The sequence below is a fragment of the Brevibacillus sp. FSL K6-0770 genome (assembly GCF_038000275.1).
Classification (GTDB): Bacteria; Bacillota; Bacilli; order Brevibacillales; family Brevibacillaceae; genus Brevibacillus; species Brevibacillus parabrevis.
Map to the genome: position 1 here is coordinate 349,028 of NZ_JBBOBQ010000001.1, position 23,473 is coordinate 372,500.

18 protein-coding genes (1 of these 18 only partly in view) are annotated in these 23,473 nt (G+C 52.1%); 16 read left to right on the forward strand and 2 right to left on the reverse strand.

What is annotated here, in order from left to right:
* Positions 1-11: 11 nt before the first annotated feature.
* Complete coding sequence (locus tag NST23_RS02050; protein WP_063229102.1) at positions 12-377, reverse strand: ArsR/SmtB family transcription factor; 366 nt, start codon at positions 375-377, stop codon at positions 12-14.
* A gap of 220 nt (positions 378-597) precedes the next feature.
* On the opposite strand from NST23_RS02050, the gene NST23_RS02055 reads away from it, so the two are divergent.
* The 4 genes from NST23_RS02055 (at position 598) to NST23_RS02070 (ending at position 7,764) form a co-directional block, all read left to right on the forward strand.
* Complete coding sequence (locus NST23_RS02055) at positions 598-1,803, forward strand: FAD/NAD(P)-binding oxidoreductase (RefSeq protein ID WP_287103028.1); 1,206 nt, start codon at positions 598-600, stop codon at positions 1,801-1,803.
* 49 nt (positions 1,804-1,852) lie between these two features.
* Entirely contained in the window at positions 1,853-3,274 is a 1,422-nt protein-coding gene (locus tag NST23_RS02060; RefSeq protein ID WP_217023392.1) for an MBL fold metallo-hydrolase, read from the forward strand.
* Between the two features lie 275 nt (positions 3,275-3,549).
* Positions 3,550-3,849 carry a hypothetical protein gene (locus NST23_RS02065; RefSeq protein ID WP_063229105.1) on the forward strand — a complete coding sequence of 100 codons (300 nt, stop codon included), beginning with the start codon at positions 3,550-3,552 and terminating at the stop codon, positions 3,847-3,849.
* A 1,683-nt stretch (positions 3,850-5,532) separates the two neighbouring features.
* Positions 5,533-7,764, forward strand: coding sequence for a heavy metal translocating P-type ATPase (locus tag NST23_RS02070; RefSeq protein WP_217023393.1), 2,232 nt, complete (start codon positions 5,533-5,535; stop codon positions 7,762-7,764).
* A gap of 83 nt (positions 7,765-7,847) precedes the next feature.
* Here NST23_RS02070 and NST23_RS02075 read toward each other — a convergent pair whose 3' ends face one another.
* Positions 7,848-9,851 (reverse strand): ABC transporter ATP-binding protein, encoded by a 2,004-nt coding sequence (locus NST23_RS02075; protein WP_122962207.1) that lies wholly within the window; start codon positions 9,849-9,851, stop codon positions 7,848-7,850.
* A gap of 288 nt (positions 9,852-10,139) precedes the next feature.
* Here NST23_RS02075 and NST23_RS02080 point away from each other — a divergent pair, with 288 nt between their 5' ends.
* The 12 genes from NST23_RS02080 to NST23_RS02135 all read left to right on the forward strand — a co-directional run.
* Positions 10,140-11,039, forward strand: coding sequence for a phosphotransferase family protein (locus tag NST23_RS02080; RefSeq protein WP_122962208.1), 900 nt, complete (start codon positions 10,140-10,142; stop codon positions 11,037-11,039).
* A 39-nt stretch (positions 11,040-11,078) separates the two neighbouring features.
* Positions 11,079-12,305, forward strand: coding sequence for a glycosyltransferase family protein (locus tag NST23_RS02085; protein WP_340963026.1), 1,227 nt, complete (start codon positions 11,079-11,081; stop codon positions 12,303-12,305).
* Positions 12,302-13,930 (forward strand): glycosyltransferase family protein, encoded by a 1,629-nt coding sequence (locus tag NST23_RS02090; RefSeq protein ID WP_340963029.1) that lies wholly within the window; start codon positions 12,302-12,304, stop codon positions 13,928-13,930. The genes NST23_RS02085 and NST23_RS02090 overlap by 4 nt, the downstream gene beginning before the upstream one ends.
* Positions 13,931-14,156: 226 nt before the next feature.
* Positions 14,157-15,803, forward strand: coding sequence for an AraC family transcriptional regulator (locus NST23_RS02095; RefSeq protein WP_217023395.1), 1,647 nt, complete (start codon positions 14,157-14,159; stop codon positions 15,801-15,803).
* A 111-nt stretch (positions 15,804-15,914) separates the two neighbouring features.
* Positions 15,915-16,922, forward strand: coding sequence for an iron-hydroxamate ABC transporter substrate-binding protein (locus NST23_RS02100; RefSeq protein WP_217023397.1), 1,008 nt, complete (start codon positions 15,915-15,917; stop codon positions 16,920-16,922).
* A gap of 20 nt (positions 16,923-16,942) precedes the next feature.
* The gene (locus NST23_RS02105) at positions 16,943-17,950 is read left to right on the forward strand and encodes a FecCD family ABC transporter permease (protein WP_122962213.1); all 1,008 of its coding nucleotides are present in this window, start codon (positions 16,943-16,945) and stop codon (positions 17,948-17,950) included.
* Positions 17,943-18,962, forward strand: a complete 1,020-nt coding sequence (locus NST23_RS02110; RefSeq protein ID WP_340963030.1) for a FecCD family ABC transporter permease — start codon at positions 17,943-17,945, stop codon at positions 18,960-18,962. The genes NST23_RS02105 and NST23_RS02110 overlap by 8 nt, the downstream gene beginning before the upstream one ends.
* A gap of 101 nt (positions 18,963-19,063) precedes the next feature.
* A complete protein-coding gene (locus NST23_RS02115) occupies positions 19,064-19,630 on the forward strand; it encodes a nitroreductase family protein (RefSeq protein WP_173597935.1) in 567 nt (188 codons plus the stop codon).
* Positions 19,631-19,918: 288 nt separating this feature from the next.
* Positions 19,919-21,145 (forward strand): MFS transporter, encoded by a 1,227-nt coding sequence (locus tag NST23_RS02120; protein ID WP_217023402.1) that lies wholly within the window; start codon positions 19,919-19,921, stop codon positions 21,143-21,145.
* A complete protein-coding gene (locus tag NST23_RS02125) occupies positions 21,135-21,614 on the forward strand; it encodes an MmcQ/YjbR family DNA-binding protein (protein WP_229049794.1) in 480 nt (159 codons plus the stop codon). Before NST23_RS02120 ends, NST23_RS02125 begins: the two co-directional genes overlap by 11 nt.
* 45 nt (positions 21,615-21,659) lie before the next feature.
* Positions 21,660-23,042 (forward strand): sigma-54 interaction domain-containing protein, encoded by a 1,383-nt coding sequence (locus NST23_RS02130; protein ID WP_122962216.1) that lies wholly within the window; start codon positions 21,660-21,662, stop codon positions 23,040-23,042.
* Positions 23,043-23,430: 388 nt separating this feature from the next.
* Positions 23,431-23,473, forward strand: the beginning of a protein-coding gene (locus NST23_RS02135; protein WP_122962217.1) for a GntP family permease. Its footprint extends 1,340 nt past the window's final position; 43 of the gene's 1,383 nt are visible here — the first part of the coding sequence; the start codon lies at positions 23,431-23,433; the stop codon falls past the right edge of the window.

Here is a 23,473-nt window from a genome sequence, read left to right on the forward strand (position 1 = left end):
AAACCGAGCCATCAGGTAGCTCGGACATTCGCTTTCTGTTCTTTTGCGTGCTCTACGCCCGCGAGGATCAAGTGGCGCACATGGTCATCGTCGAGCGAGTAAAAGACGAGCTTGCCTTCCTTGCGGTACTTGGCCAACCCCATATTGCGAAGAAGCCGCAAATGATGTGAGGTGTTGGCGATGGAACTGCCGATGATGGCTGCCACGTCGCAGACGCAAAGCTCGTCTTCCATGGACAGAATATGAATGATTTTCGCCCGGGTGTCGTCCGCCAGCGCTTTGAATATTTTCGCTACCCCTAATGATTCGCCAGCGTGCGGCTTCAAGCGACTGACCTTTTCTTCGTCGTAACATTGAATTTCACAGATGTCGTCCATCGTTATAATCACCTCTTGCCCACTACAATGTCCTACTATTATAGACATTCACATGAAAAGAGAAAAGATAGCGGCGCACTGATCAGGGGGCAGCCCCGTATTTTTGGATGCAAAAGTTTGGCAGCATCGTTTTTTGCTTGATCGAGCAACTTGGCTTGTCTCTTGCCATATGAATAGGCGAAGGGTTGTTTCTCATTCAATACAAGGAGGGGTGAGCGTGATGGAAGCAACGCAAAGGACACGTTACAAGCTGGTGATTGTAGGCGGAGGCAGTGCAGGCATATCGGTTGCGGCGCGTCTGCTGCGCCAATCACGCGCGTTAATCGGCCAGATCGCCATCATTGATCCTGCAAGCAAGCACTATTATCAGCCGTTGTGGACACTGGCAGGTGCGGGTGTCGTCAGCCGGGAGTCGACGGAGCGCGACGAAGCCTCCGTGATTCCCAAAGGAGCGGTCTGGGTACAGGATGCCGTCACCAAATTTTTGCCCCAAAACAATACCGTCATGACAGCGTCGGGAACAGCTGTGCATTATGATTTTCTGGTTGTCGCCGCTGGCATCCAGATTGATTGGGGTAAGGTAAAGGGACTGAAGGAAAGCATCGGCAAGCATGGGGTGTGCAGCAATTACTCGTATGACTACGTCGAGAGCACGTGGGAGCAAATTCGCCATTTTCAGGGAGGCAACGCGCTGTTTACCAACCCGAACACTCCTGTGAAATGCGGCGGAGCACCGCAGAAAATCATGTACCTCGCTGACGATTCCTTTCGCAAAACAAAGGTGCGCTCCCGCTCGACCGTGCGTTTTGTCTCCGGCGCAGCGGCTATTTTCGGTGTGAAAAAATACGCGAAAGCCTTGCAAAAAGTCATTGAAAGAAAACAGATTGAGACGATCTTCAAGCATAATCTCGTAGAAATCGTCGCGGATAAAAAGCAAGCCATTTTCGAGAACCTGGACACAAAAGCGCAAGTAGCCATGCCGTACGAGATGATCCATGTCGTGCCGCCGATGAGTGCGCCGGATTTTATCAAGCACAGTCCGCTCGCTGCTGCTGACGGCTGGGTCGATGTCGATCCGTTCACCCTGCAGCATGCTCGCTTCCCCAACATCTTTGGCATAGGCGATTGCACCAACTTGCCTACCTCCAAAACAGGGGCGGCGATTCGCAAGCAAGCACCAGTCGTCGTGCAAAACGTCTTGTCGCTCCTTGAAGGAAAACCGATGACCGAGCGATACGACGGCTATACATCGTGCCCGCTCGTCACTGGTTACGGCAAATTGATCCTGGCTGAATTTGATTACGAGCTGAATCCGCGCGAGACATTCCCTTTTGACCAATCCAAGGAACGGTTAAGCATGTATTGGCTGAAAAAAGAGCTGCTCCCGCGGATGTACTGGCACGGCATGCTTCCGGGAAAGTTGTAGGACTACGCGAGCGGATGGCTGCTTGATAAAAGACAGGAGGCTGATTTTCATGCTGCTTAAATATTTTTACGATGAAAAACTCGCCCAGGCATCTTATTTGGTAGGCTGCCAGGCAACAGGGGAAGCGATCGTGATTGATCCGGCGCGCCATATTGAGCCATATGTACAGGCAGCGAAAGCAAATGGACTGAAGATTGTCGCTGCGACGGAAACCCATATTCATGCCGATTTCCTCTCGGGAGTAAGGGAAATCGGGGAAAGATTGGGAGCGACGCTGTATTTGTCAGACGAAGGCGGGCCGGACTGGAAGTATCAGTATGCAGCCCAGTACGAGCACCGCTTGCTGCGCGACGGGGAAACATTCCGTATCGGTCATCTGACGTTCGAAGTCCTGCATACACCGGGGCATACGCCAGAGCATATTGCCCTGCTTTTGACAGACAGAGGCTGGCCGGACACGGAACCGATGGGCATTTTTACGGGCGATTTTGTGTTTGTCGGTGACATTGGGCGTCCCGATTTGCTGGAAAAGGCGGCTAACGTAAGCGGCTCGGCTGACGAAATGGCGAGAAAGATGTTTCACTCGTTACAGCGGTTCAAGCAGCTTCCTGACTATTTGCAAGTGTGGCCGGGGCATGGGGCAGGCAGTGCGTGCGGCAAAGCGATCGGGGCTGTGCAGTCTTCGACGGTTGGCTATGAAAAACGTACGAACTGGGCGTTGCAGCATGAGCGTGAAGAGGAGTTTGTGCAGCAATTGCTCCAGGGCCAGCCTGAGCCTCCTACATACTTTGCGATGATGAAACATCTGAACAAAGTCGGGCCACAACCGCTGCAAGCGATAGCGGCACCTGTGCAGGCGGAAGCTTCCATTGGCGTGCTGGAAGAATGGAAGCAGCAGGGAGTAGTCATAGACGTCCGTCCGGCAGAAGCGTTCGCCCAAAAGCATGTGCCGGGCACTATCAATCTGCCCTGCGACAAGTCGTTCCCTACGTGGGCTGGGTGGCTGCTCGATTACGAGCGCCCGATTTTTGTGCTGGCCGAGACGCAGCTTGTTCCCGCCGTTTTGCACGATTTGCAGTCGATCGGGCTGGATCAGGTAAAGGGCACGATGGAGCTTGGCAGGGGAGAACAGCTTGCAGAACAGTCTGTTGCTTTTGAGCAGTATCAGGAAGTCACGCCAGAAGCGGTGGAAGAGCAGGTTCGGGCGGGGGAGCTATACGTGATTGACGTTCGTTACGAAAAAGAGCTGGCAGAGGGGCAGATCCCGGGCGCGAAGCACATCATGCTCGGCTATTTGCCGCAGCGCATGCAGGACTTGCCGCGTGACAAGCCAATACTGGTGCAGTGCAAGAGCGGCAGAAGGTCGGCGATCGGGGTGAGCTTGCTGAAAGCAAACGGCTTTTTACAAGTGCAAAATCTGAGCGGCGGCTTTGACGAATGGAGAAGGCGTGGGTTGCCTGTTACTCGGTGACAGAGGCTGAATAGGGCGCTGCTACCGGGCAGATCGCTATGTCGCGGGAGTCTTGGTGGTGTCTCTCCCTTTTTTTGTGTATACTCTTTTTGCAAAGATGTTGTTATTGACATTGGCCGTAAAGGATTGGCAGAATAAGGGTAGTTCTCTATAGGGAACGTTTGTTGCCGTTGAATGCATGCCAAGATAGGCATGGTGATGATGCCTGTCAACTCACGGGCTTTTCGTAACGCAACACTCTTTACGAAAAGAGCATAAAACAGGGAGAGAGAACGATGAGTTTCCAACAAAAGTGTACCAAGTGTCATTCCAAAAAAGTCGACTATACGGAAGCGATCAACCGTCGGCTGTATGTTGTGATTTACGCAGCGGTGCTGATCGTCCTTGCCCTCATTGGCATATCGGTACAAGGCACGCCTGTTATTTTCTTGTTTCTCGGCTTGATGGGTGCGTTTATCCTGTTTGCGGTCAGGATGTATCTGGAAAGGAAAAAAGTAGTCAAATGCGTTTGTCTCGATTGCGGCGAACGTTGGCAAACAACTCCCGTCGCTGTCTCCCAAAAGCAGATGAAGTAGCGAAGAAAGGCTCTCCGTCATTGTGGGGAGCTTTTTTTATTTAGTGTCTGGGGGCTAAGTACGGTTGTTGATCGCGGCTGTGGTGGAGGGAGGAAACAGGAGAAACCGCTGTAGGGACTTGGACCTCTAGCGGGGAAGCGTGGACTGCCCGTCTCCGGCGAAAAAGGAAAACCGCGTCAAAAGCAGCGAGATCGAAGAAGCGGACGCACGTTGCCGCTTAAAGGCGTGTTTTCCTTTTTCACCTCCGTCTCGGAAGGAGTCCCAAAGCCCTTTCGCTTGTTTCTCCTGTTTCCTCGGCCGACGGTAAGCTTTAGTCGGAGATTGTTTTTTGGAGGTTGCTCAAGGGCGGAAAATCCAGAGCAGAAATTGAGTAAGTTTTTTCATGAACGGGTTGCATGAAGTGACCGTCTTGAAGAAGACTTTTAATCATGTTTCTGTGCTTTTTTGAAACCCTTGATCACCACCGCCTAAAGTATCGGTGACGCAGACTACAAAATGTCAGCCCTTTTGCATTGGCATTTTTCCTTGAAACTCGCGCCGACCACAACCAGCTCCTGACGAGGAAAGAGACGAAATCCGCGAAAGCTCTTTGGGATACCGACCGAGGTTCCGAGGAAAAAGCGAAACACGGTTTTAAGCGTCAACGTGCGTCTGCTTCTTTGAGTCCTCTGCTTTTGACGCGGTTTCGCTTTTTCCCCGGAGCCGTGCAGTCCAGCCCCCAGCGGGTATCCCAAGAAGCTACAGCGATTCGTCTCTTTCCTCGCCACAGGAAAAGTGTCGATGAAGCAAACTGCAAAGCGCTACCGAAGTAGGCTTTTTCGCATTTGGCATTTTCCTTGAAACCCCCGATGACCACAACCAGCTCCTGACGAGGAAAGAGACGAAATCCGCGAAAGCTCTTTGGGATACCGACCGAGGTTCCGAGGAAAAAGCGAAACACGGTTTTAAGCGTCAACGTGCGTCTGCTTCTTTGAGTCCTCTGCTTTTGACGCGGTTTCGCTTTTTCCCCGGAGCCGTGCAGTCCAGCCCCCCAGCGGGTATCCCAAGAAGCTACAGCGATTCGTCTCTTTCCTCGCCACACCTAAAGTACCGATGACGCAGACTACGAAGGTCAACCCAATCAAGCTTTTCGTATTTGACATTTTTCCTTGAAACCCCCGATGACCACAACCAGCTCCTGACGAGGAAAGAGACGAAATCCGCGAAGGCTCTTTGGGATACCGACCGAGGTTCCGAGGAAAAAGCGAAACACGGTTTTAAGCGTCAACGTGAATCTGCATCTGTGAGCGGCTGCTTTTGACGCGGTTTCGCTTTTCCCCGGAGCCGTGCAGTCTAAGCCCACAGAGGGTATCCCAAGAAGCTACAGCGATTCGTCTCTTTCCTCGCCTCACCTGAAGTACCGATGACGCAATCTACAAAGCATTACCCCAAGCAAGCTTTTTCGATCAAGCAGCTCCCCAAGCAAGCCTTCAATCCACCACTCAGCATTTCCCCGCCACACCGAAGCCCTTCATCATCTCCCGTTCCTGAATTTGTCAAATAAATAGGCGAAAAACTCTAAATTGAATCTTGAACCAGGAACTGGTATCCGATAATATAATAATTAAATGTTTGTTTGAATGTTTGTTGGATATATTCAGATGAGTTGGGGAAAATAGATGCTTGGGAAATAGGTGAGAGCATATGGCAAATGAACAAAAACATGACGGGTGCTGCAGCGGGCACCATTGCAGCTCAGAACATACCCATGGCAAAAAAACGCTCACAGTGCTGGAGTCTGCGGCTGCCGTTGCCTCTGACGGTACGGCCGCTCTGTCCGGAAAGGCGATTGTCTACAGTGTGCACGGCATGGATTGCAGCTCGTGCGCCAAGTCGCTGGAAAGGCACATGCGGACACTTCCAGCGGTGAAGGATGTCAGTGTTAATTTTTCAACCGGAAAAATGCAGCTTGTCTCTGACGGTTTGCAGGATGACGCGGTGATCAGGGAAGTCGCCAAGGCGGGGTACAGCGCCCAGCGGCTGGAGCGCAGAACGTCTGGTGAGGCGGTCAAAAAAGATCAGGCGGGCACGCTGCTCACGACTCTTTCCGGAGTTTTTCTGGCGCTTGGCTTCGCAAGCTCCTTGACCAGCTTGGACGCATTGGTCAGCACGATTCTTTACGCACTCGCCATTATTAGCGGCGGCTATCGTCCGGCGCGCAGTGCTTTTTACGCGATCAAAAGCAAGTCGCTGGACATGAACGTACTGATGTCAGTTGCTGCGATCGGGGCTGCTCTGATCGGAGAGTGGCTGGAAGGGGCAACGGTTGTCTGGTTGTTCTCAATCGGCAATTTGCTGCAAACGAAGTCGATCGAAAAAACGCGCGACTCGATCCGCAATTTGATGGATCTCGCTCCGCCGGAAGCGTGGGTGAAAAAAGGCGAGACGCTGACCCGGATGTCCGTAGAAGAGATTGGCGTAGGCGATGTGATCGTGGTCAAGCCGGGAGAGAAAATTCCGCTCGACGGCGATATATTGGCGGGTCATTCCAGCGTGAACCAGGCTCCGATTACAGGGGAGTCCATTCCCGTCGACAAACAGGCTGGCGACGCCGTATTTGCAGGCAGCGTGAACGAAAGCGGCGCATTGGAAATCAAAGTGACGAAGCTCGTCGCAGATACAGCGATTGCGCGGATCATCCATCTGGTGGAAGAGGCCCAGGAGAAAAAAGCTCCCACGCAGGCGTTTGTCGACAAGTTTGCCGCCATGTACACGCCGATTGTGCTGATTCTCGCCTTGCTCGTGATTGTGTTTCCTCCGCTGTTTGGCTTTGGCACATGGGGAGAATGGTTTTACAAGGCATTGGAGCTGCTTGTGGTTGCCTGCCCTTGCGCGTTGGTTATCTCGACGCCAGTTGCCATTGTTTCCGCGATCGGGAATGCCGCCAGAAATGGCGTGCTGATTAAAGGCGGGACTTTTTTGGAGAAGGCAGGAGCGATTGAAGCGATTGCTTTTGACAAAACAGGCACGCTGACAGAAGGCAAGCCGCGCGTGACTCAGGTGGTGGCAGTGGGAGAGGCGGAGGACGTCATCCTTGCCATTGCCCGGACGATGGAAGAGCGCTCCAACCACCCGATTGCCCAGGCGATTGTCGCTTACGCCAAGCAAAAGCAGATAGCCGCACGAGCGGGCGACGATTATCAGGCGCTGGTAGGAAAAGGCGTGCAGGCGACGGTAGATGGTGTGGTTTATTACGCAGGGAAGCCGGCGCTTTTCGAAGAGCTGGGGATTGACATGAGTCCTTGGAAGGAACAAATCGCTTCCTTGCAAGTCGAAGGCAACACACTAATTGTGGTTGGCACGAAGCACGAACTGCTCGGCATGATCGCCGTAGCGGATGCGATTCGCGAGATTACGGTTGGCGCGATCAGTCAAATAAAAGCAGCCGGAATCAGCGAAATCATCATGCTGACAGGCGACAATGCCGGGACAGCGAAAAAGGTAGCGGCCCAGACGGGAGTCGATCGCTATTTTGCCGAGCTGCTTCCGCAGGACAAGGTCGAAGCAGTGAAAAAGCTGCAACAAGAGGGCAAAGTCGTCGCCATGGTCGGCGACGGAATCAACGACGCCCCTGCGCTGGCAACCGCCGACTTGGGTATCGCTATGGGCGGGGCAGGCACGGATACCGCGATGGAAACGGCAGATATCGTGCTGATGGCCGACAATCTGGAAAAGCTGCCGCATACGGTGAGAATCAGTCGCAAAGCGCTTGTGATCATCAAGCAAAACATCTGGTTCTCCATCGTGGTGAAGCTGGTTGCACTCGTGCTGATTTTCCCGGGCTGGTTGACCTTGTGGCTGGCTGTACTGAGCGATACAGGCGCTGCCTTGATCGTGATTTTAAACAGCATGCGCTTGCTCAGAATGAAACCGTAATGCGCTGAACGGCAAAAAGAAAAGGGAGAGAGCCATCAAGGCTCGTCTCCCTTTTTCGTTTGTTGGTGCAGGCTTGTTCTCGTTTAGACCAGGACGCCGCCGCCGTAACGCTCAAATTCTTTTTGCGTGCAAGCGACATAGTGGCCTGGCTCGATTTCCCGCAGCACTCTTTCTTCGGTCTGGTTCTGCAAGTATTCCTGATCGTCGAAAACAATCCGTTTGCGGTTGCGCTCGTAATCCGGGTCTGGCAGAGGGATGGCCGAAAGCAGAGACTTGGTATACGGGTGAATCGGGTTTTCGTACAAGCGGTTGCTCTCCGCCAGCTCAACGATTTTGCCGCGATACATCACGCCGATCCGGTCACTGATGTATTTCACCATCGACAGGTCATGGGCGATGAACAAATAGGTCAGGCCCTTTTCTTTTTGCAGACGTTTGAGCAGGTTGATAACCTGAGCCTGAATGGATACGTCCAGAGCAGAGATCGGCTCGTCCGCGATAATGAACTCGGGATCGACAGCCAAAGCGCGGGCAATTCCGATGCGTTGGCGTTGTCCGCCGCTGAACTCATGCGGATAGCGATTGGCGTGTTCGCGGTTCAGACCGACTGTTTCCAGCAGCTCGTGTACTTTCGCGATGCGCTGCTCTTTGGTAGCCAGTTTGTGAATATCCAGACCTTCTGCAATAATATCGGATACCGTCAGGCGAGGATTCAGAGACGAATACGGGTCCTGGAAAATCATCTGGATTTTGCGGTTCAGCCATTTCTTCTCTTCGCCTGTTTTTTTGCCGTGAACACTTTTGCCTTTGAACAGCACTTCGCCGTCTGTCGCATCGTACAGGCGGAGGATGGTGCGGCCAGTTGTGGACTTGCCACACCCGGATTCTCCTACCAGTCCGAAAATCTCGCCTTTGTAGATGTCAAAATTGATTCCGTCAACCGCTTTCAAAATATGGCCGCCGCCAAGGTCGAAATGCTGTTTCAGGTCTTTGACCTCTACAAGCTTTTCGCGCTGGTCATACGATTTCGCTGCTTGCGGGCGTTGCGCTTCGACTTTCTTTTCGTCGCTGTCTGTTTTGCGTCTCACTGCGGATGCAGGAGGATCGATTTGCGGAGCCATCTCATGCAACAACCAGGTTGCAGCATAGTGCGTCTCCGAGATTTTGAACATCGGTGGCTCAAATTCCAGATCGACTTGCAGCGCATACGGGTTGCGTGCTGCGAACGCATCGCCGACAGGAGGTTTGAACATGTCTGGCGGGGAGCCAGGAATGGACATCAGCTCTTCGTCGCTCGTATCGAGGTTAGGCATGGAGCCAAGCAGCCCCCATGTATACGGATGCTTCGGATCGTAGAAAATCTCATCGACATTTCCGATCTCGACAATTTTTCCAGCGTACATAACCGCTACACGGTCAGCCATATTCGCTACGACACCGAGGTCGTGGGTAATGAAGATGATGGAAGTACCCATTTTTTTCTGGATATCTTTCAGCAGCTCCAAAATTTGCGCCTGAATGGACACGTCCAGCGCGGTTGTTGGCTCGTCCGCAATGATCAGCTTCGGATTGCAGGCCAGCGCGATCGCGATGACGATCCGTTGACGCATACCGCCAGAGAATTGGTGCGGATATTGATCGACACGCTCTTTGGCAAACGGAATGCCAACCAGCTCCAGCAGCTCGACAGCGCGTGTGCGAGCTTCAGCGCGGCTCAGCTTCTGGTGTTTGATGAAGCTCTCCATAATTTGGTTTCCGATCGTCATCGTCGGATTGAGCGACGTCATCGGATCTTGGAAAATCATCGAGATGTCGCGTCCGCGAACATCCTGCATTTCTTTTTCTGTCAAAGTAACCAAGTCTCTGCCTTCAAACAGGACTTGTCCTTTGGGAATACGGCCCGGAGGAGAAGGAATAAGGCGCATAAGTGCTTGAGACGTAACGGATTTACCGGAGCCGGACTCACCTACGATAGCCAGTGTTTCCCCTTTGTGCAGGTCGAAAGAAACCCCCCGCACTGCTTTTACCTCACCTGCATACGTGTCAAATGAAACGTGTAAGTCCTTTACTTCCAAAACTTTTTCCATAGAATCCTCCCTTTCCAACGTGATGATGTGATCAAACAACCCGCCATTTATGTGTAACAATCTCTCTAGTATGAATTTTTACGAAAATGAAAATCATTATCACCATTATACTATATTTGCTGAGTATTGTTAAAAAATTTTTTTCTATTCAGCACATACCTATCGGCAAAACCCCAAATGTTGCTAGGCAGGCTTCATTAGGGGCTTTTTTATCGTTGCCTTTCGTAAGCCAAGTCATACAATACATCAATTGAGTATGAATGCGGTCTGGAAAGGGGCGTATTTCGTGTGCAACTCGAGCCTTTGCGCAAGCTGCTGCAAGACCGATATCCGGAGCTGCGAAACGAAACATTTCGCGTGGACGATACAGGCTGGAGCAATTTTGTCGTCATCGTAGGAGAAAAGATGATTTTCCGCTTCCCCAAGACAGAGGAGGCGAAAGCGATCATCAGCCGGGAGATGCAAATTTTACCGCTGCTAGGGCCTATGGTGCCTGTGGCGATTCCCCAGTTTGTCTATTCCTCCACGCAGACAGACGACATCAAGTACGTCGGATACCCGATGATTTACGGGAAGCCGCTTTTTCGTGAAGAGATGAGCGGACTGTCTGACAAGGAACAAGAGCAAGTAGCCAAAGCGATTGGGGGATTTTTGAGCGGGCTGCATTCCTATCCGCTGGAAAAGTCGTTCGACAAGGCGATTGACCCGGCGTTGACCAAAGCTTTTTACGAAAATCTTCTGAAGCGAATTGAACGGAAGGCTTTTTCTTATATGCCTCTTGAGCTGCAACAGTGGACCAGGCAGACCTTTCAGGCGTTTGTGGCGAATCCGGACTACTTCGCGTTCAAGCCGGCGCTGTTGCACAACGATTTGAAGCCTGAGCACCTGCTCTACGACTTCGAGAAAAGGCGGCTGAACGGGATTATCGACTTCGGCGCAATGGGAGTAGGAGACCCCGCCTACGATTTTGTCGGGATTTACAGGGCGTACGGCGCAGCCTTTGCCCACAAAGTATTGAGCTATTACACCAGGGAGACTGACCCGGTGTTTTTTGACCGCATAACATCATTTTACGTCAAGACGATCAGCTTTTGGACACTATTTTACGGAATTGACTGCCAAAATCAAAAACTCATTCAGTATGCACTTGGAAAATTGCAGGCATTTGCCCGAGCCAAGGGAACCTGAGGGAACGGAAACAGGAAGGAAGGACGGCGAGGTGAGAAAATGCGAGTATTGTTCTTGGAAAGCCACCCCATGTGGATTCACGGGCTGCCAAACGGATTTCGCGATTCAGGACACGATGTGATGATTTCAGGGCCGTTGACGGAGCAAAACATTCCCGAGATGCTCGGGGAGTTTCAGCCAGATTTGGTGATCGCCATCGGCTGGGGGCCTGAGCAAACGGCTGTCAAACTGGACTGGATTAATCGGTATGTGCATGAGGCGGATGTTCCGCTCATTTACTGGGCGACAGAAGACCCTACGTTTACAGAGAGCTTTACGATGCCGCTGATTCAAAGGGTGCAACCTGACTTTGTCTTTACGATTTGCTCCGAGCGGGTAGATTATTACGCACAACGAGGGATCAAGGCGGCACACATGGATTTTGGATTCCATTCCAGCATTCATTGTCCCGTTCCGGCAGAGGATGCGTATCGTACATCGATCGCCGTTGTTGCCAATGCGTATCCGCACGTCTTCAAGCAGCATGCTGACCATTTTCGGCTGGTGTCGCTGTTTACGCTCATTCGTCCGCTGCTTCATGCCAACATGCGCATCGACTTTTACGGCCGCGACTGGGACAAAATGAAACCATATCTGGGGCTGGACATCCCGCAAGAGTGGATTCACGGTTATTTGTCTTACCCGGATGCCCACAAGGTGTACAGCTCGGCAGACATCGTCATTGGCCTGCAAAACTACGAGACGCAGCTGACACAGCGGACGTATGAGATTTTGGGATCGGGAGGCTTCCTTGTTACACAGGATACACTGGCAGTCCGCAGCATGTTCACGTCAGGAAAAGACCTGCTCGCGGCTTCCACATCTCACGAGACGCGGCAAATCATCGAGCACTATTTGCAGCATCCGGAGGAACGCAAACAAATTCAGGAGCAAGGAAGACGGGCTGTTCGCCATGCGTCCTATCAACACCGCGCAGATTACATGGTGCAGGTGCTGCAAGCGCAAGGAATTTTGTCCACCGATAGCGAGACTGCGACTGGACCAGGCGAGCTGATCTCCTACCCGGAGCGAATCCGGCAACGCTATGAAGTGCACGACGTCCGCCGGGGAGATACGCTCTGGAGAATTGCCCAAACCTACGGGGTGACGATCGAACACATCATGAAGGAGAACGGGCTTACTTCCTATGATATTTACATCGACCAATACTTGAAAATCAGGGAGCGCAGCCGCGAAGCAAACGAAAGCGGCGGAGGGAGCACATGAGAATTTTGTTTCTGGAAAAAAATCAGGCGCTCCTTCACGGATTGCCGCACGGTTTTTGCGATGCCGGACATCAAGTGCTGATTTCCGGGCTGTTGACGGAGTCCAATCTGCCTGCGCTGCTCCAGCGCTTCCAACCGGATTTCATCATGATGACAGGCTGGGGGCCAGAGCTGACTCCCACGCAGCAAGCGTATGCGGGCGAGCAAGCCAAAAAGGCGCGAGTACCTCTGATTTACTGGGCAGAGCAAGATCCTGCTTTCTTGGATATGTGGTCACTGCCTGTAGCTTTGCGGATGCAGGCAGATTTTGTTTTTACCGTCTCGCCAGAAAGTGTTCCGAGCTACGAAGCGGCTGGAATCCGGGCGGCGCACATGGATGTTGGCTACGACCCCAAGTGGTATGGCTCAGGCGAAAGCCCAACCCCCGACGAATCGCGCACACCTGTGGCAGTTGTATTTTCTCCGTTTCCTTATATGTATCGGCATCAGTGGGGCCATGAGCTCGCTGACGCTTTGCATACGTTCATCTGGCCTCTGCTTGCGAAGGGCATCCCGGCTCGCTTTTATGGAAAAGAGTGGGGGCAGATGCAGCCGTTTTTTGGCTGGAGCATTCCGCAGAACGGGACGATGTCTAAGCCAAGTCCTCTGGAAGCAAGACGGGTCTATCAGGAAGCGGACATCGTGATCGAATTGCAATCGTCCGAACAGCATATTTCGCAACGCATGCTGGAAGCCGCAGCGTGTGGCAGTTTGTTGCTCGCGCGCGAAGCTTCCGGTTTAAGGCGGATTTTTACTCCCGGCCATGATATGCTGGCATCTTCGTCTCCGCTACAGACAGCAGAATTGCTTTCATATTATATGGAAAAAAGCGGCGAGCGAAGGGAACTTCAGGCACAGGCGATGCGGACGGTTCAAGCCCATACGTACGAACAGCGCGCCCAATCTATCATACGCACGCTTGTAGAGGAAGGGATTGTCGCTAACGACAGGACAGCATCTATGCAGCGAGAAGAAAAGTTCTTGCGGCTGGGCCAGCCGATTTGCAGCAGCGACACGGTGCATGCGGTCAAGCCAGGAGAGAGTTTGTGGGGAATTGCCCAGACTTACGGGATAAGTATCGAGAGGCTGCGCGAGGCGAACCGACTCGTCTCTGATCTGATCCAGATCGGCCAGTTTTTGCGCATTCCGCAGCGAATCGCAGAAGATGACGAGCAGTGCAGGCGAGTGAAAAGGTGGCTGGACAAAGCAGCGCGCCTGTTTCAACTCGATCCGTGTCTGCTCTACGGAATCGCCTATGCAGAGTCCGATTTCGGCCAAAATGCGGGCATGAGTACAGCAGGAGCGTTCGGAATCATGCAGCTCAAGCAGAAGACAGCGCAAGGGCTGGGCGTGGATCGGAACGATCCGTGGCAAAACATCGTAGGCGGAGCCATGTACATCAAGGAGCTGTTGCATGAATTTGCAGGCGATCTGCCCATGGCTTTAGGGGCGTACAACTGGGGGAAAAACCACGTTCGGATGGCCGCTCAGCAAGTGGACAAACAGTGGCTGTTGCTGGCTCCCGAAGAAACGCAGCACTACGTCGCCAAAATAGTAAAATACATGAGCGAAGCGGGCAGCGTATGACAAGGCCCGCAGGTGCATGATACAGCGTCAGAAAGCCCGGCTTTGTGGAGGTGGGGCTTTTTTGGCGCTGTTGGCGCTGCTAATAATTGAAGATAGGAAGAGATGGATGAGTTTGATATACTTTTAGCACAGAAATGAGAATTGTTATCAAAAAACCAATCGATCCATTTGTTTGTACATAGAGAGCCGTGAAGAAATATTCTGCAAGACTGAAGGTGTGACCAAGATGAATGACAGACAAGCGATGTTCCAGGAGTTTACCGAGCATGTGATGGCCGATGTCATGTTCAAGCTCCGCGATATTGCCTGGATAAAAGGAGACGAGCATGAACGTCTGCGCCAACAGTTTACAAATTCACACATATTGCTGATCGTAACCGGCGGGAGAGGTCGTTTGCGATTGGAAAATGTCGAGCATCAGTTGCGTCAGGATGCGATTTATATATGCCCCCCGATGAGCACGTTCGGGATCGATCCAGACTCGGTTGACGAATTGCAGATGTACGTCATGCGCTTCGACGCGTTTAGCGAGTCCAAGCAGAGAAGGAGACGTCTTCGCGTATTGCGGGAAGAGCACGAGTTTCCATTAATGGGGGAAGTATCTGTCCGCTCCGCGGGGCAGCTTGTGCTGTACTGCGATTCGATTGCAGAGCTATGGCAGCAGGCAGGCGGGATCGACCGTTTTCGCAGCCAGACCATGTTTCAAGAAATGTGGTACCACATCGTGAAGAACGTCGATTTCACGGCACAAGATTCAGCTACGGCGCTGGAACGAGCACGTGCCTACATGGAAGAGCATTACTCGCAAAATATCACGATTGAGCAGCTCGCCCGGATTGCCGAAGTCAGCCCGAAATACTTCGTGGATTTGTACAAGAAAACATACGGTGTATCCGCGATGGATTACGTCACGGAGCTGCGCATTAGCCGGGCGAAGCAGCTCATGGCGCAATCCCACGTAAAGCTGCGTGAAATCGCTCACCAGGTAGGATACAACGACGAGTTTTACTTCAGCCGCAAATTCAAAAAAGAGGTGGGAGTTTCGCCTACCTTTTATATGAAAAGCCGCCAGCGCAAAATCGCCGCCTATCGCGCCCCGATCATTGGGCAGATGCTGGCATTGAAAATGATGCCGTTCGCAGCTCCACTGCATCCGAAATGGACGGCCTATTACTACCAAAACTACCGAAACGACATCCCCGTCCACCTGAGCGCGTTTCGCCAGAATGAAAACTGGAAGGCAAACATCGAAATGCTGCAAGAAGCCAAGCCCGATGTAATCATTTCGCTGGATAAGGCCAATGAACAGGAGACCGAGCAGCTTGCCCGCATTGCGCCAACTTTGTTCGTGCCATACGAAGCGCGAGGATGGAGAGAGCAGTTGCTGATGATCGGCGATTTTTTGGGAGAGTCGGTGGAGGCCAGACACTGGCTGGCTGCCTATGACGAGAAAATGGCCAGAGGACGGGAAGGGCTGCGAAAAACGCTTGAGGAAGAAACGTTTCTCATTTTGCGCGTGTTCAAAAATGAGCTGACTGTGCACTGCAATCGCAGCATGAACGAGGTTTTTTACAAAGGGCTGCAAGTGAAGCCGGCTTTTGTTACGACAGAGGATGTTTACGATCGGACCGTATCGCTTGCCGATGTGGCTGCGCTTAATCCTGACAGGGTGCTGATGCTCGTTTGCCAGGAAGCCGAGACTTTGGAAACCTTCAAACAGTTGAAGCTGTCTGCGCAGTGGCGGGATTTGAAAGCGGTGCGAAACAACCGGGCGTACCTGATTACTTCCGATCCGTGGCGAGAGTATTCAGCCCTTGCCCATAATCGGGTTCTTGACCAATGCTTGCGTCTATTTTCAGGAGATCGTCCATGACGATTCTGGATATCGTCCATGGTCGCGGATAAGCAGATGCATTATAATCACGAATGATAATCGTTATCAATAAAGATCATATACAAACATATGAGAGGGGCTTTTCAAGTAATGAAAAAGGTATATCTGGGTCTTAGCATCGCCATGCTGGCAATTGCACTGACTGCGTGCGGCGGCAACCAGGCTGCAAACTCCACGGCAACGAACAACAGCACCACACCTGCTGCGACTACGACAACAGCGGAAAAACCTGCTGAAGAGGGTGCCAAACAAGAGACACGCACGATCAAATACCTCGATAAAGAATACACTGTCCCAAGCAAAGTAGAACGGATCGCTATCACAGGCAGCATGGAGTCCATGGAAGATGCGCTCGTGCTCGGCGTAAAACCGGTTGGGGCCATTTCCATCGGTGGCAAGTTCCCTGAGATGTTTGCTCCGATTACCGGAGAAGCAAAATCCACTGGCGAGAAAATCCAGCTGAACCTGGAAAGCATCGTGTCCATGAAACCAGAAGTCATTCTGGGCAGCAGCAAGTTCCCGCCTGAAACTTTTGAGAAATTGACCAAGATCACTACAGCGTTCCCGGTTTCCCACATTTCCACCAACTGGGAAGCAAACCTGCTCTTGCTGGGTGAATTGACTGGCAAGCAAGCTGAGGCTCAAAAAGTGATCGACGACTACAAAAAAGAAGTCGAGGCAGCAAAAACTCAATTGGGTGAGGGCCTGAAAGACAAGAAAGTGGTAGCAATCCGTTTGCGCCAAGGTAGTATCAACATTTATCCGGAAAAAGTGTTCTTCAACCCATCCCTCTACTCTGAATTGGGTTTCACAGCACCAGCAGAAGTAAAAGCAGCGAAGGCACAAGAAGTGGTTTCTCTGGAGAAATTCAGCGAAATGAACCCGGATTACATTTTCGTCCAATTCTCTGCGGATGAGAACAAAGACAATCCAAAAGCACTGGAAGATTTGGAAAACAACCCGATCTGGAAGAGCATCAACGCTGTGAAAAACGGCAAAGTATTCGTAAACGTGGTTGATCCGCTCGCACAAGGCGGAACAGCTTGGAGTAAAGTACACTTCCTGAAAGCTGCTGTTGAAAAATTGTCTGCCAAGTAATAGTAGGCGAGGTTAATCGCATGCAATCAAAAAAAGCAGTACCTATCCTCATACTTGCGATTTCGCCCGTAGCGATTGCGCTAGTGATCGTGTTGTCTATTCTGTACGGGGCTAAGCAGATTGACGCATACACCGTCTATCAAGCTCTCTTCCAGTTTGACGAAGGGAATGTGAATCATCAAATCATTATGCATTCCCGTTTGCCACGAGTGTTGGGCGCACTCATGATCGGAGCGTTTTTGGCAATATCAGGAGCATTGATGCAGGGGATGACGAGGAACTACCTCGCGTCCCCCTCTATTATGGGGGTATCCGACGGTTCGGCCTTTGCCATTACCTTGTGCATGGTGCTGATGCCTGCTTCGTCGAATACGACAATGATTTTCATGTCGTTGGCTGGTTCGGCGCTGGCAGTTGTGATGGTACTCGGATTGTCCAGGCTGTTGCCCAATGGATTTTCGCCTGTCGCTTTGGCGGTAATCGGGACGATTACGGGAACGTTTTTGAGCGGTGTCTCTGCGGCTATCGCTTCTTATTTTCAAGTCTCGCAAAATGTAAGCTTCTGGTATAACGCGCGGTTGCATCAGCTTGAACCGGGGCTGATTTGGCTGGCGGTTCCTTTTGCTGTCGTCGGCATTATCATGGCTCTGTTCTTGTCCAAGTCCATTACGATTTTGTCGTTGGGGGAGGAAATCTCGCTCAGTCTGGGACAAAAGACGGTCTTGGTCAAAGTGCTGGCAACGACGGCTGTCGTTATTCTTACAGGCATTTCGGTAGCATTAGCCGGAAAAATCGGATTTGTCGGGCTAATTATTCCCCATATGACCCGTTTCCTGGTCGGCCTGGACTATCGCTGGATTGTTCCGTGCGCAGGCGTGATGGGAGCCGTTTTCCTTGGCTTGTCTGACGTCTTCAGCCGCTTCATGAACAGCCCGTTTGAGACGCCAATTGGAGTTGTCACCGCATTTATCGGTGTGCCGTTCTTCCTCTATCTGATTTACAAGAGAGGGGGAGGCAAGCATGCATGATAACAGAAGCAGATTTCGTCTGGTTCTGACAGTCAATATAATCCTGATTGTACTGGCAACTTACATTAGCATCACAAACGGCGTGTTCGACATGTCCGTGATGGATGTGGTTCGCACTTTGTTGCGGCTCGGGTCGTCTCCTGAGCAGGACCTCGTTATTTTTGAATTTCGGTTGCCGCGGATTGTCATTGCAGCGTTGGTCGGCTATGGCTTGGGTGTTGCAGGTGCTGTCATTCAAGGCATTACCCGCAATGGTCTGGCTGATCCGGGGATTTTGGGGATCAACGCCGGGGCAGGTGCGTCTGTCGTAGCATTCATGTTTTTCTTCCAGGGACAGTTTACGGATGCCAGTTGGTTCTCCATCATGGCAATGCCGCTGTTTGGTCTGGCCGGGGGCTTGTTGGCCGCCGCGTTGATTTACATGTTTGCCTGGCGCAACGGAACACTTGACCCGCAAAGGCTGATCCTGGTCGGGATCGCGATCGGATCAGGGCTGGGAGCAGTAGCTTTGTACTTGTCGCTGAAAATGAACCCGAACGATTTTGAAATGGCTACTGTCTGGCTGACCGGAAGCATCTGGAACGCCAACTGGACGCATATTACCGGAATGCTCCCCTGGTTGATCCTGCTTGTTCCTGTCTTGTTGCGCAAAGGGCATATTCTCGACTTGATGCAGCTAAACGAGGAATCGGTGAAAAGCCTTGGGGTGTCGGTGGAAAAAGAACGCAATCGGCTCTTGCTGTCCAGTATCGGGATCGTAAGCGCGTGCGTTTCCGTTTCCGGCAGCATCGGTTTTGTCGGTCTGATGGCTCCGCATATAGCCAAGCGCCTGACGGGTATTGCTCACAGACATGTTTTGCCGCTATCCGGCACAATCGGGATGTTGATGGTGATTGCGGCGGACTTTATCGCCAAGACCGTATTCACTCCGGTTGAACTGCCGGTTGGCATTGTCATCTCGATCATCGGGGTGCCGTATTTCTTCTATCTGCTTAGCAGAGCCAAAAAATAGAGAAAAGCAGTCCATTTGGATAGAGTCAGGAGGAGGGCGCCACTTTGAGCAAGGGGCGCTCCTCTGATTTTGGGAGAGAAAGCAAAAAGGGAGGAACGAAAATGGAACTGGCAAAATTGATCAGAGAACGCCGCTCGATTCACCGTTTTGAAAATCGCGAGGTAGACCCGGCGCTGGTGGCCGAACTGTTGGATACAGCGGTCTGGGCGCCTAACTACCATATGACCCAGCCGTGGCGTTTTATTGTGACGCATGGCGAAGGCCGCAGAAGAATCGCGGAAGCGGTGCGGATCATGAAGGAAAAACGCGAAGTGGACCCTGCCAAAAAGAAAGAAGTAGGGGAAAAGTTCTACAACAAAATCATGGCGATTCCGATGCTGATGACAGTTATTATGAAGGAAAGCCCCAACCTGATCGAGCGTCAGGATGATTTCGCGTCCACCAGCATCGTCATCCACAATTTCAGCTTGCTGGCGTGGGAAAAAGGCATCGGTCTGACCTGGGAGACTTACCCTTGGATTCACGAGCCGGAATTTCGTGAGGCGATGGGCATTGCTCTGGGAGAAAAAGTGCTGGGTAACCTGCACATCGGCTATCCGGCAGCGATTCCAAGCCCGCAGTCGCGCGTTCCGGCAGCCGAGCGGATCACGTTTGTGGATAAAGCGTAGCGCAGGACAAGAGGGGAACATTTTTTCTTGTCAGGCAGTTACTTTTTGTGGTACTCTTGGGACACTCTACAAGAAAGGGTGACCATCAAGCCAATGATTTACTAACTCCTGTTTCCACAAAAACAATCGGATAAGACGATGCGTTTTTTGGATGGGAGTAGTATGTGTGCATATTGGCAAATGGATGGTAGAGCCTTTGATGTTTCTTTGCAGAGGGTTTCTATATCTTTTTGACGATGATATGCTGTGCCTCCTGTCCAGATCGCAAATGGATAAGGAGGCTTTTTTATGTCAAATATGCTTAAAAATCGGTACGTCAGGGCGATTTTGTTGTCGGGCTTGTTCTTGCAAATCGGGATATGGGTACGCAATTTTGCCATACTGCTGTATGTCATGGACCATACCGGAGGCGATCCGTTCGCCGTTTCCATGATTTCTGTCGCGGAATACGCGCCGATCTTTCTGTTTTCTTTTCTCGCGGGAACGTTTGCTGACCGTTGGCGGCCGAAACGAACGATGGTCTGGTGCGATGTGCTCAGTGCCTTGTCCGTGATTGCCGTACTGGTCACGTTTGTCTTCGGAACGTGGAAGGCGATCTTTTTCGCAACGCTGATCTCGGCCGTGCTCTCGCAGTTTTCCCAACCATCGGGCATGAAACTGTTCAAGCTGCACGTTCCGGCGGAGCAGATGCAAGCGGGGATGTCCGCCTATCAAACGCTTTTTGCCATCTTTATGGTTCTGGGGCCAATCTTGGGTACATTTGTGTTCCAGCAATGGGGGATGGAAGTGTCCATGCTGATTACGGCCGTTGCTTTTCTGGCTTCTGCCGGGGTACTGTACATGCTGCCGCCTGATCGGGTGGAAGAGGGAGAAAAGCAGGAATCTGCCTTGCTGGAAGAGATGGCGAGCGGGGTTCGCTATGTGCTCAGAAGTCGCGTGTTGTCCTTGTTGGGCATCTGTTTCATGGCAGCGGGGCTAGGTATAGGAATGGTGCAGCCTCTGGCGATATTCCTGGTGACCGAACAGCTCCAGCTGCCTAAGGAGAGCCTGCAATGGCTGTTGATGGTTCAAGGTGTGGGCATGATTGTAGGAGGGGCGCTGACGATGGCGCTGGCGAAAAATGTGCCTCCGCAAAGGCTGCTCGTTCTCGGAATGCTGGGCAATGCCGTTGCCCTTGGCGTATGCGGAGTGTCTACTCACTTGTGGCTGACGCTGCTCGCCCAGCTTTTGGCCGGATTGCTGTTGCCGTGCATTCAGATCGGGATCAATACGATGCTGCTCAAATATACGGAAAGCTCCTTTATCGGACGGGTAAACGGCATTTTGACCCCGCTGTTTACAGGTTCCATGGTGATCATGATGAGCGTGGCAGGGGTGCTGAAGCTGCATCTTTCCCTCATGCTTGTGTATGAAATCGCGGCGATTCTGTTTTTGATTGGCCTGAGCTTTATACTGCCGCTGTATCGCGTAAAAGAAGGAAAGCCGATGCCAAGCGCAGAACAGATTGGATCATGAGGAAACAGCCGTAACGGCGGAAAAGCGGCAAGGAAAATTGGTGATAGAGGATGGGGGTTGCGATCAGATGACGCATGAGCGGATTACGTCCAAGGAAGGGCTGGAAATGGAAGCGGCGGTCAGGGAGCTTGCGATCCGCTGGCCTGAAGTGACGGAAAAGGTCGATGGCTTCGGGCATACGTCGTTTCGGGTAAGCGACAAGCCGTTTGTCATTATGGGAGAGGGGGGCGCAGAAGGCCCCGCCCTCTCCTTCAAAGTGCTCAAGACGACACAAGAGCTGTTGCTCGCCCAGGAGCACTTTTACAAGACGCCGTATATCGGTCACCACGGCTGGGTTTCCATTCGCGCCCAAAACGTTGCGGATTACAGCCTGCTTGCGGACTATTTGCTGGAGGGTTACTTGTGTGCAGCTCCCAAGCGTTTGGCAAAACAAATGCAGGCGCAGCTTCCATCGCTCATGGAATCATGAGGAGCTGTCATTCAAGCGATCTACCAGACAAAGGGGGAGCCCCAGTTGGATTGGAATCTCCAACAAATCAGCAAGTTGCTTGAGGTCGTCTTCGAGAATGCCCATGAGCCGATGATCGTGACGGACAGGGACGGCAAAATCCTTTTGATGAACCGGAGCTATCGGGAATTTTTGAACGTGCAGGATGTCATCGGCAAACCCGTTACAGATGTGATCGAAAATACGCGGATGCACATTGTCGGCCAGGCAGGTGTAGCGGAGATTGCGGATATCCAGCAAATCAAGGGACAAAAGATGATCGCCCACCGCATTCCGATCATGGACGAGGGCAACGTGATCGCTGTACTCGGAACGGTGCTGTTTCAGGATGTGCAGGAGCTGACTGCCTTGGCTGCGATGGTCGATCAGCTGAAGGACGAGCTGACTTACTATAAGAAAGAACTGCGGCGCAGGATGGGGGCGACCTATCATTTTGACCAGATCGTCGGATACAGCCAAAAGCTGCAGGAACTGAAAAAATTCGCCCAAAAGGTGGCGACCAGCGATTCGACGGTATTGATTACCGGGGAGAGCGGGACGGGCAAGGAACTGTTTGCCCACGCGATTCACGCGCAGAGCAAACGGAAGATGGGGCCGTTCATTCGCGTGAACTGTGCGGCGATCCCGGATACCTTGCTGGAATCGGAGCTGTTTGGCTATGAAGAAGGAGCGTTCACCGGAGCGGTTCGCCGCGGGAAAAAGGGCAAGTTCGAGCTGGCCAATCACGGGACGATTCTGCTCGATGAGATCGGGGATATGCCGCTGCCTTTGCAGGCCAAGCTTTTGCGCGTTTTGCAGGAAAAGGAAGTGGAGCGGGTTGGCGCTGTCCGGACGACGCCAATCGACGTGCGGGTGATTGCTTCCACGAACCTCGATCTGTTGCAGAGCATCAAGGAAGGGAAGTTCCGCGCCGACCTTTACTACCGTCTGAACGTAGTCACCTTGTCGATCCCTCCGCTGAGAGAGCGGCTGGAAGATTTGCCGGAGCTGGTATCCAACCTGCTCAAGCAACTGGGCGAGTCTACAGGCATCACGGTCAAAGTGATCGACGAAGAGGTCTGGAATGTGCTGCGGGGCTATGCTTGGCCGGGGAACGTACGCGAGCTGCGGAATGTGCTGGAGAGAGCATTGCATCTGATGGAGGACGATGTGCTGAAAAAAGAGCACATTTGGCTGCCGGCATCGGACGAGACGGCAGTTGTTCCTGTGGCGGATGCGCCGTTCAGAGAGCTTATGCCTTTAAAGCAGCTCATGGAACAGACGGAGCAGGAGGCGCTTGCGCTTGCGATGCAGCAAACGGGCGGAAACAAGCTGGAGGCAGCCAAGTTGCTGCAAATCAGCAAGTCCAGCTTTTATGAAAAGTGGGAGAAGTATTCCCAACGGAAATAATGGATGCGTACTGAAAGCCGGGACAGGGCGACAAGGCCGAGTTCCCGGCTATTATTTTTGCCAGATTCCGCGTTTCCGGAATAGAAAAAAGGAGAAAGGTGTCGACGGCAGAAGGTTTTGACATTTTGCCGGAGCTGTTTTTGGCTGGTTTTTTGCTAGATTCCAAAAAAGCGGACGCATAATTCCGGAAATCCGGAAAATTTTGCAAGCGCTATCATTCGGGTGTCGGTGCCCGGTGACTACAAAGTGGCGCGAATGCTGGATTTGTCGAAAAGGTGACAGAGTTGGCACGATCCATGCAATTCAGAAACGGTTGTAAGCGGTTTCTTTTGCGGTGATTATAAACACTGCGCCTCCAAGCTGGAGGGCAATCTGAAAGGAGAATCCTATGATCATTGAAGTGTTGTCTATCGTGATCGCGCTCGGCCTTC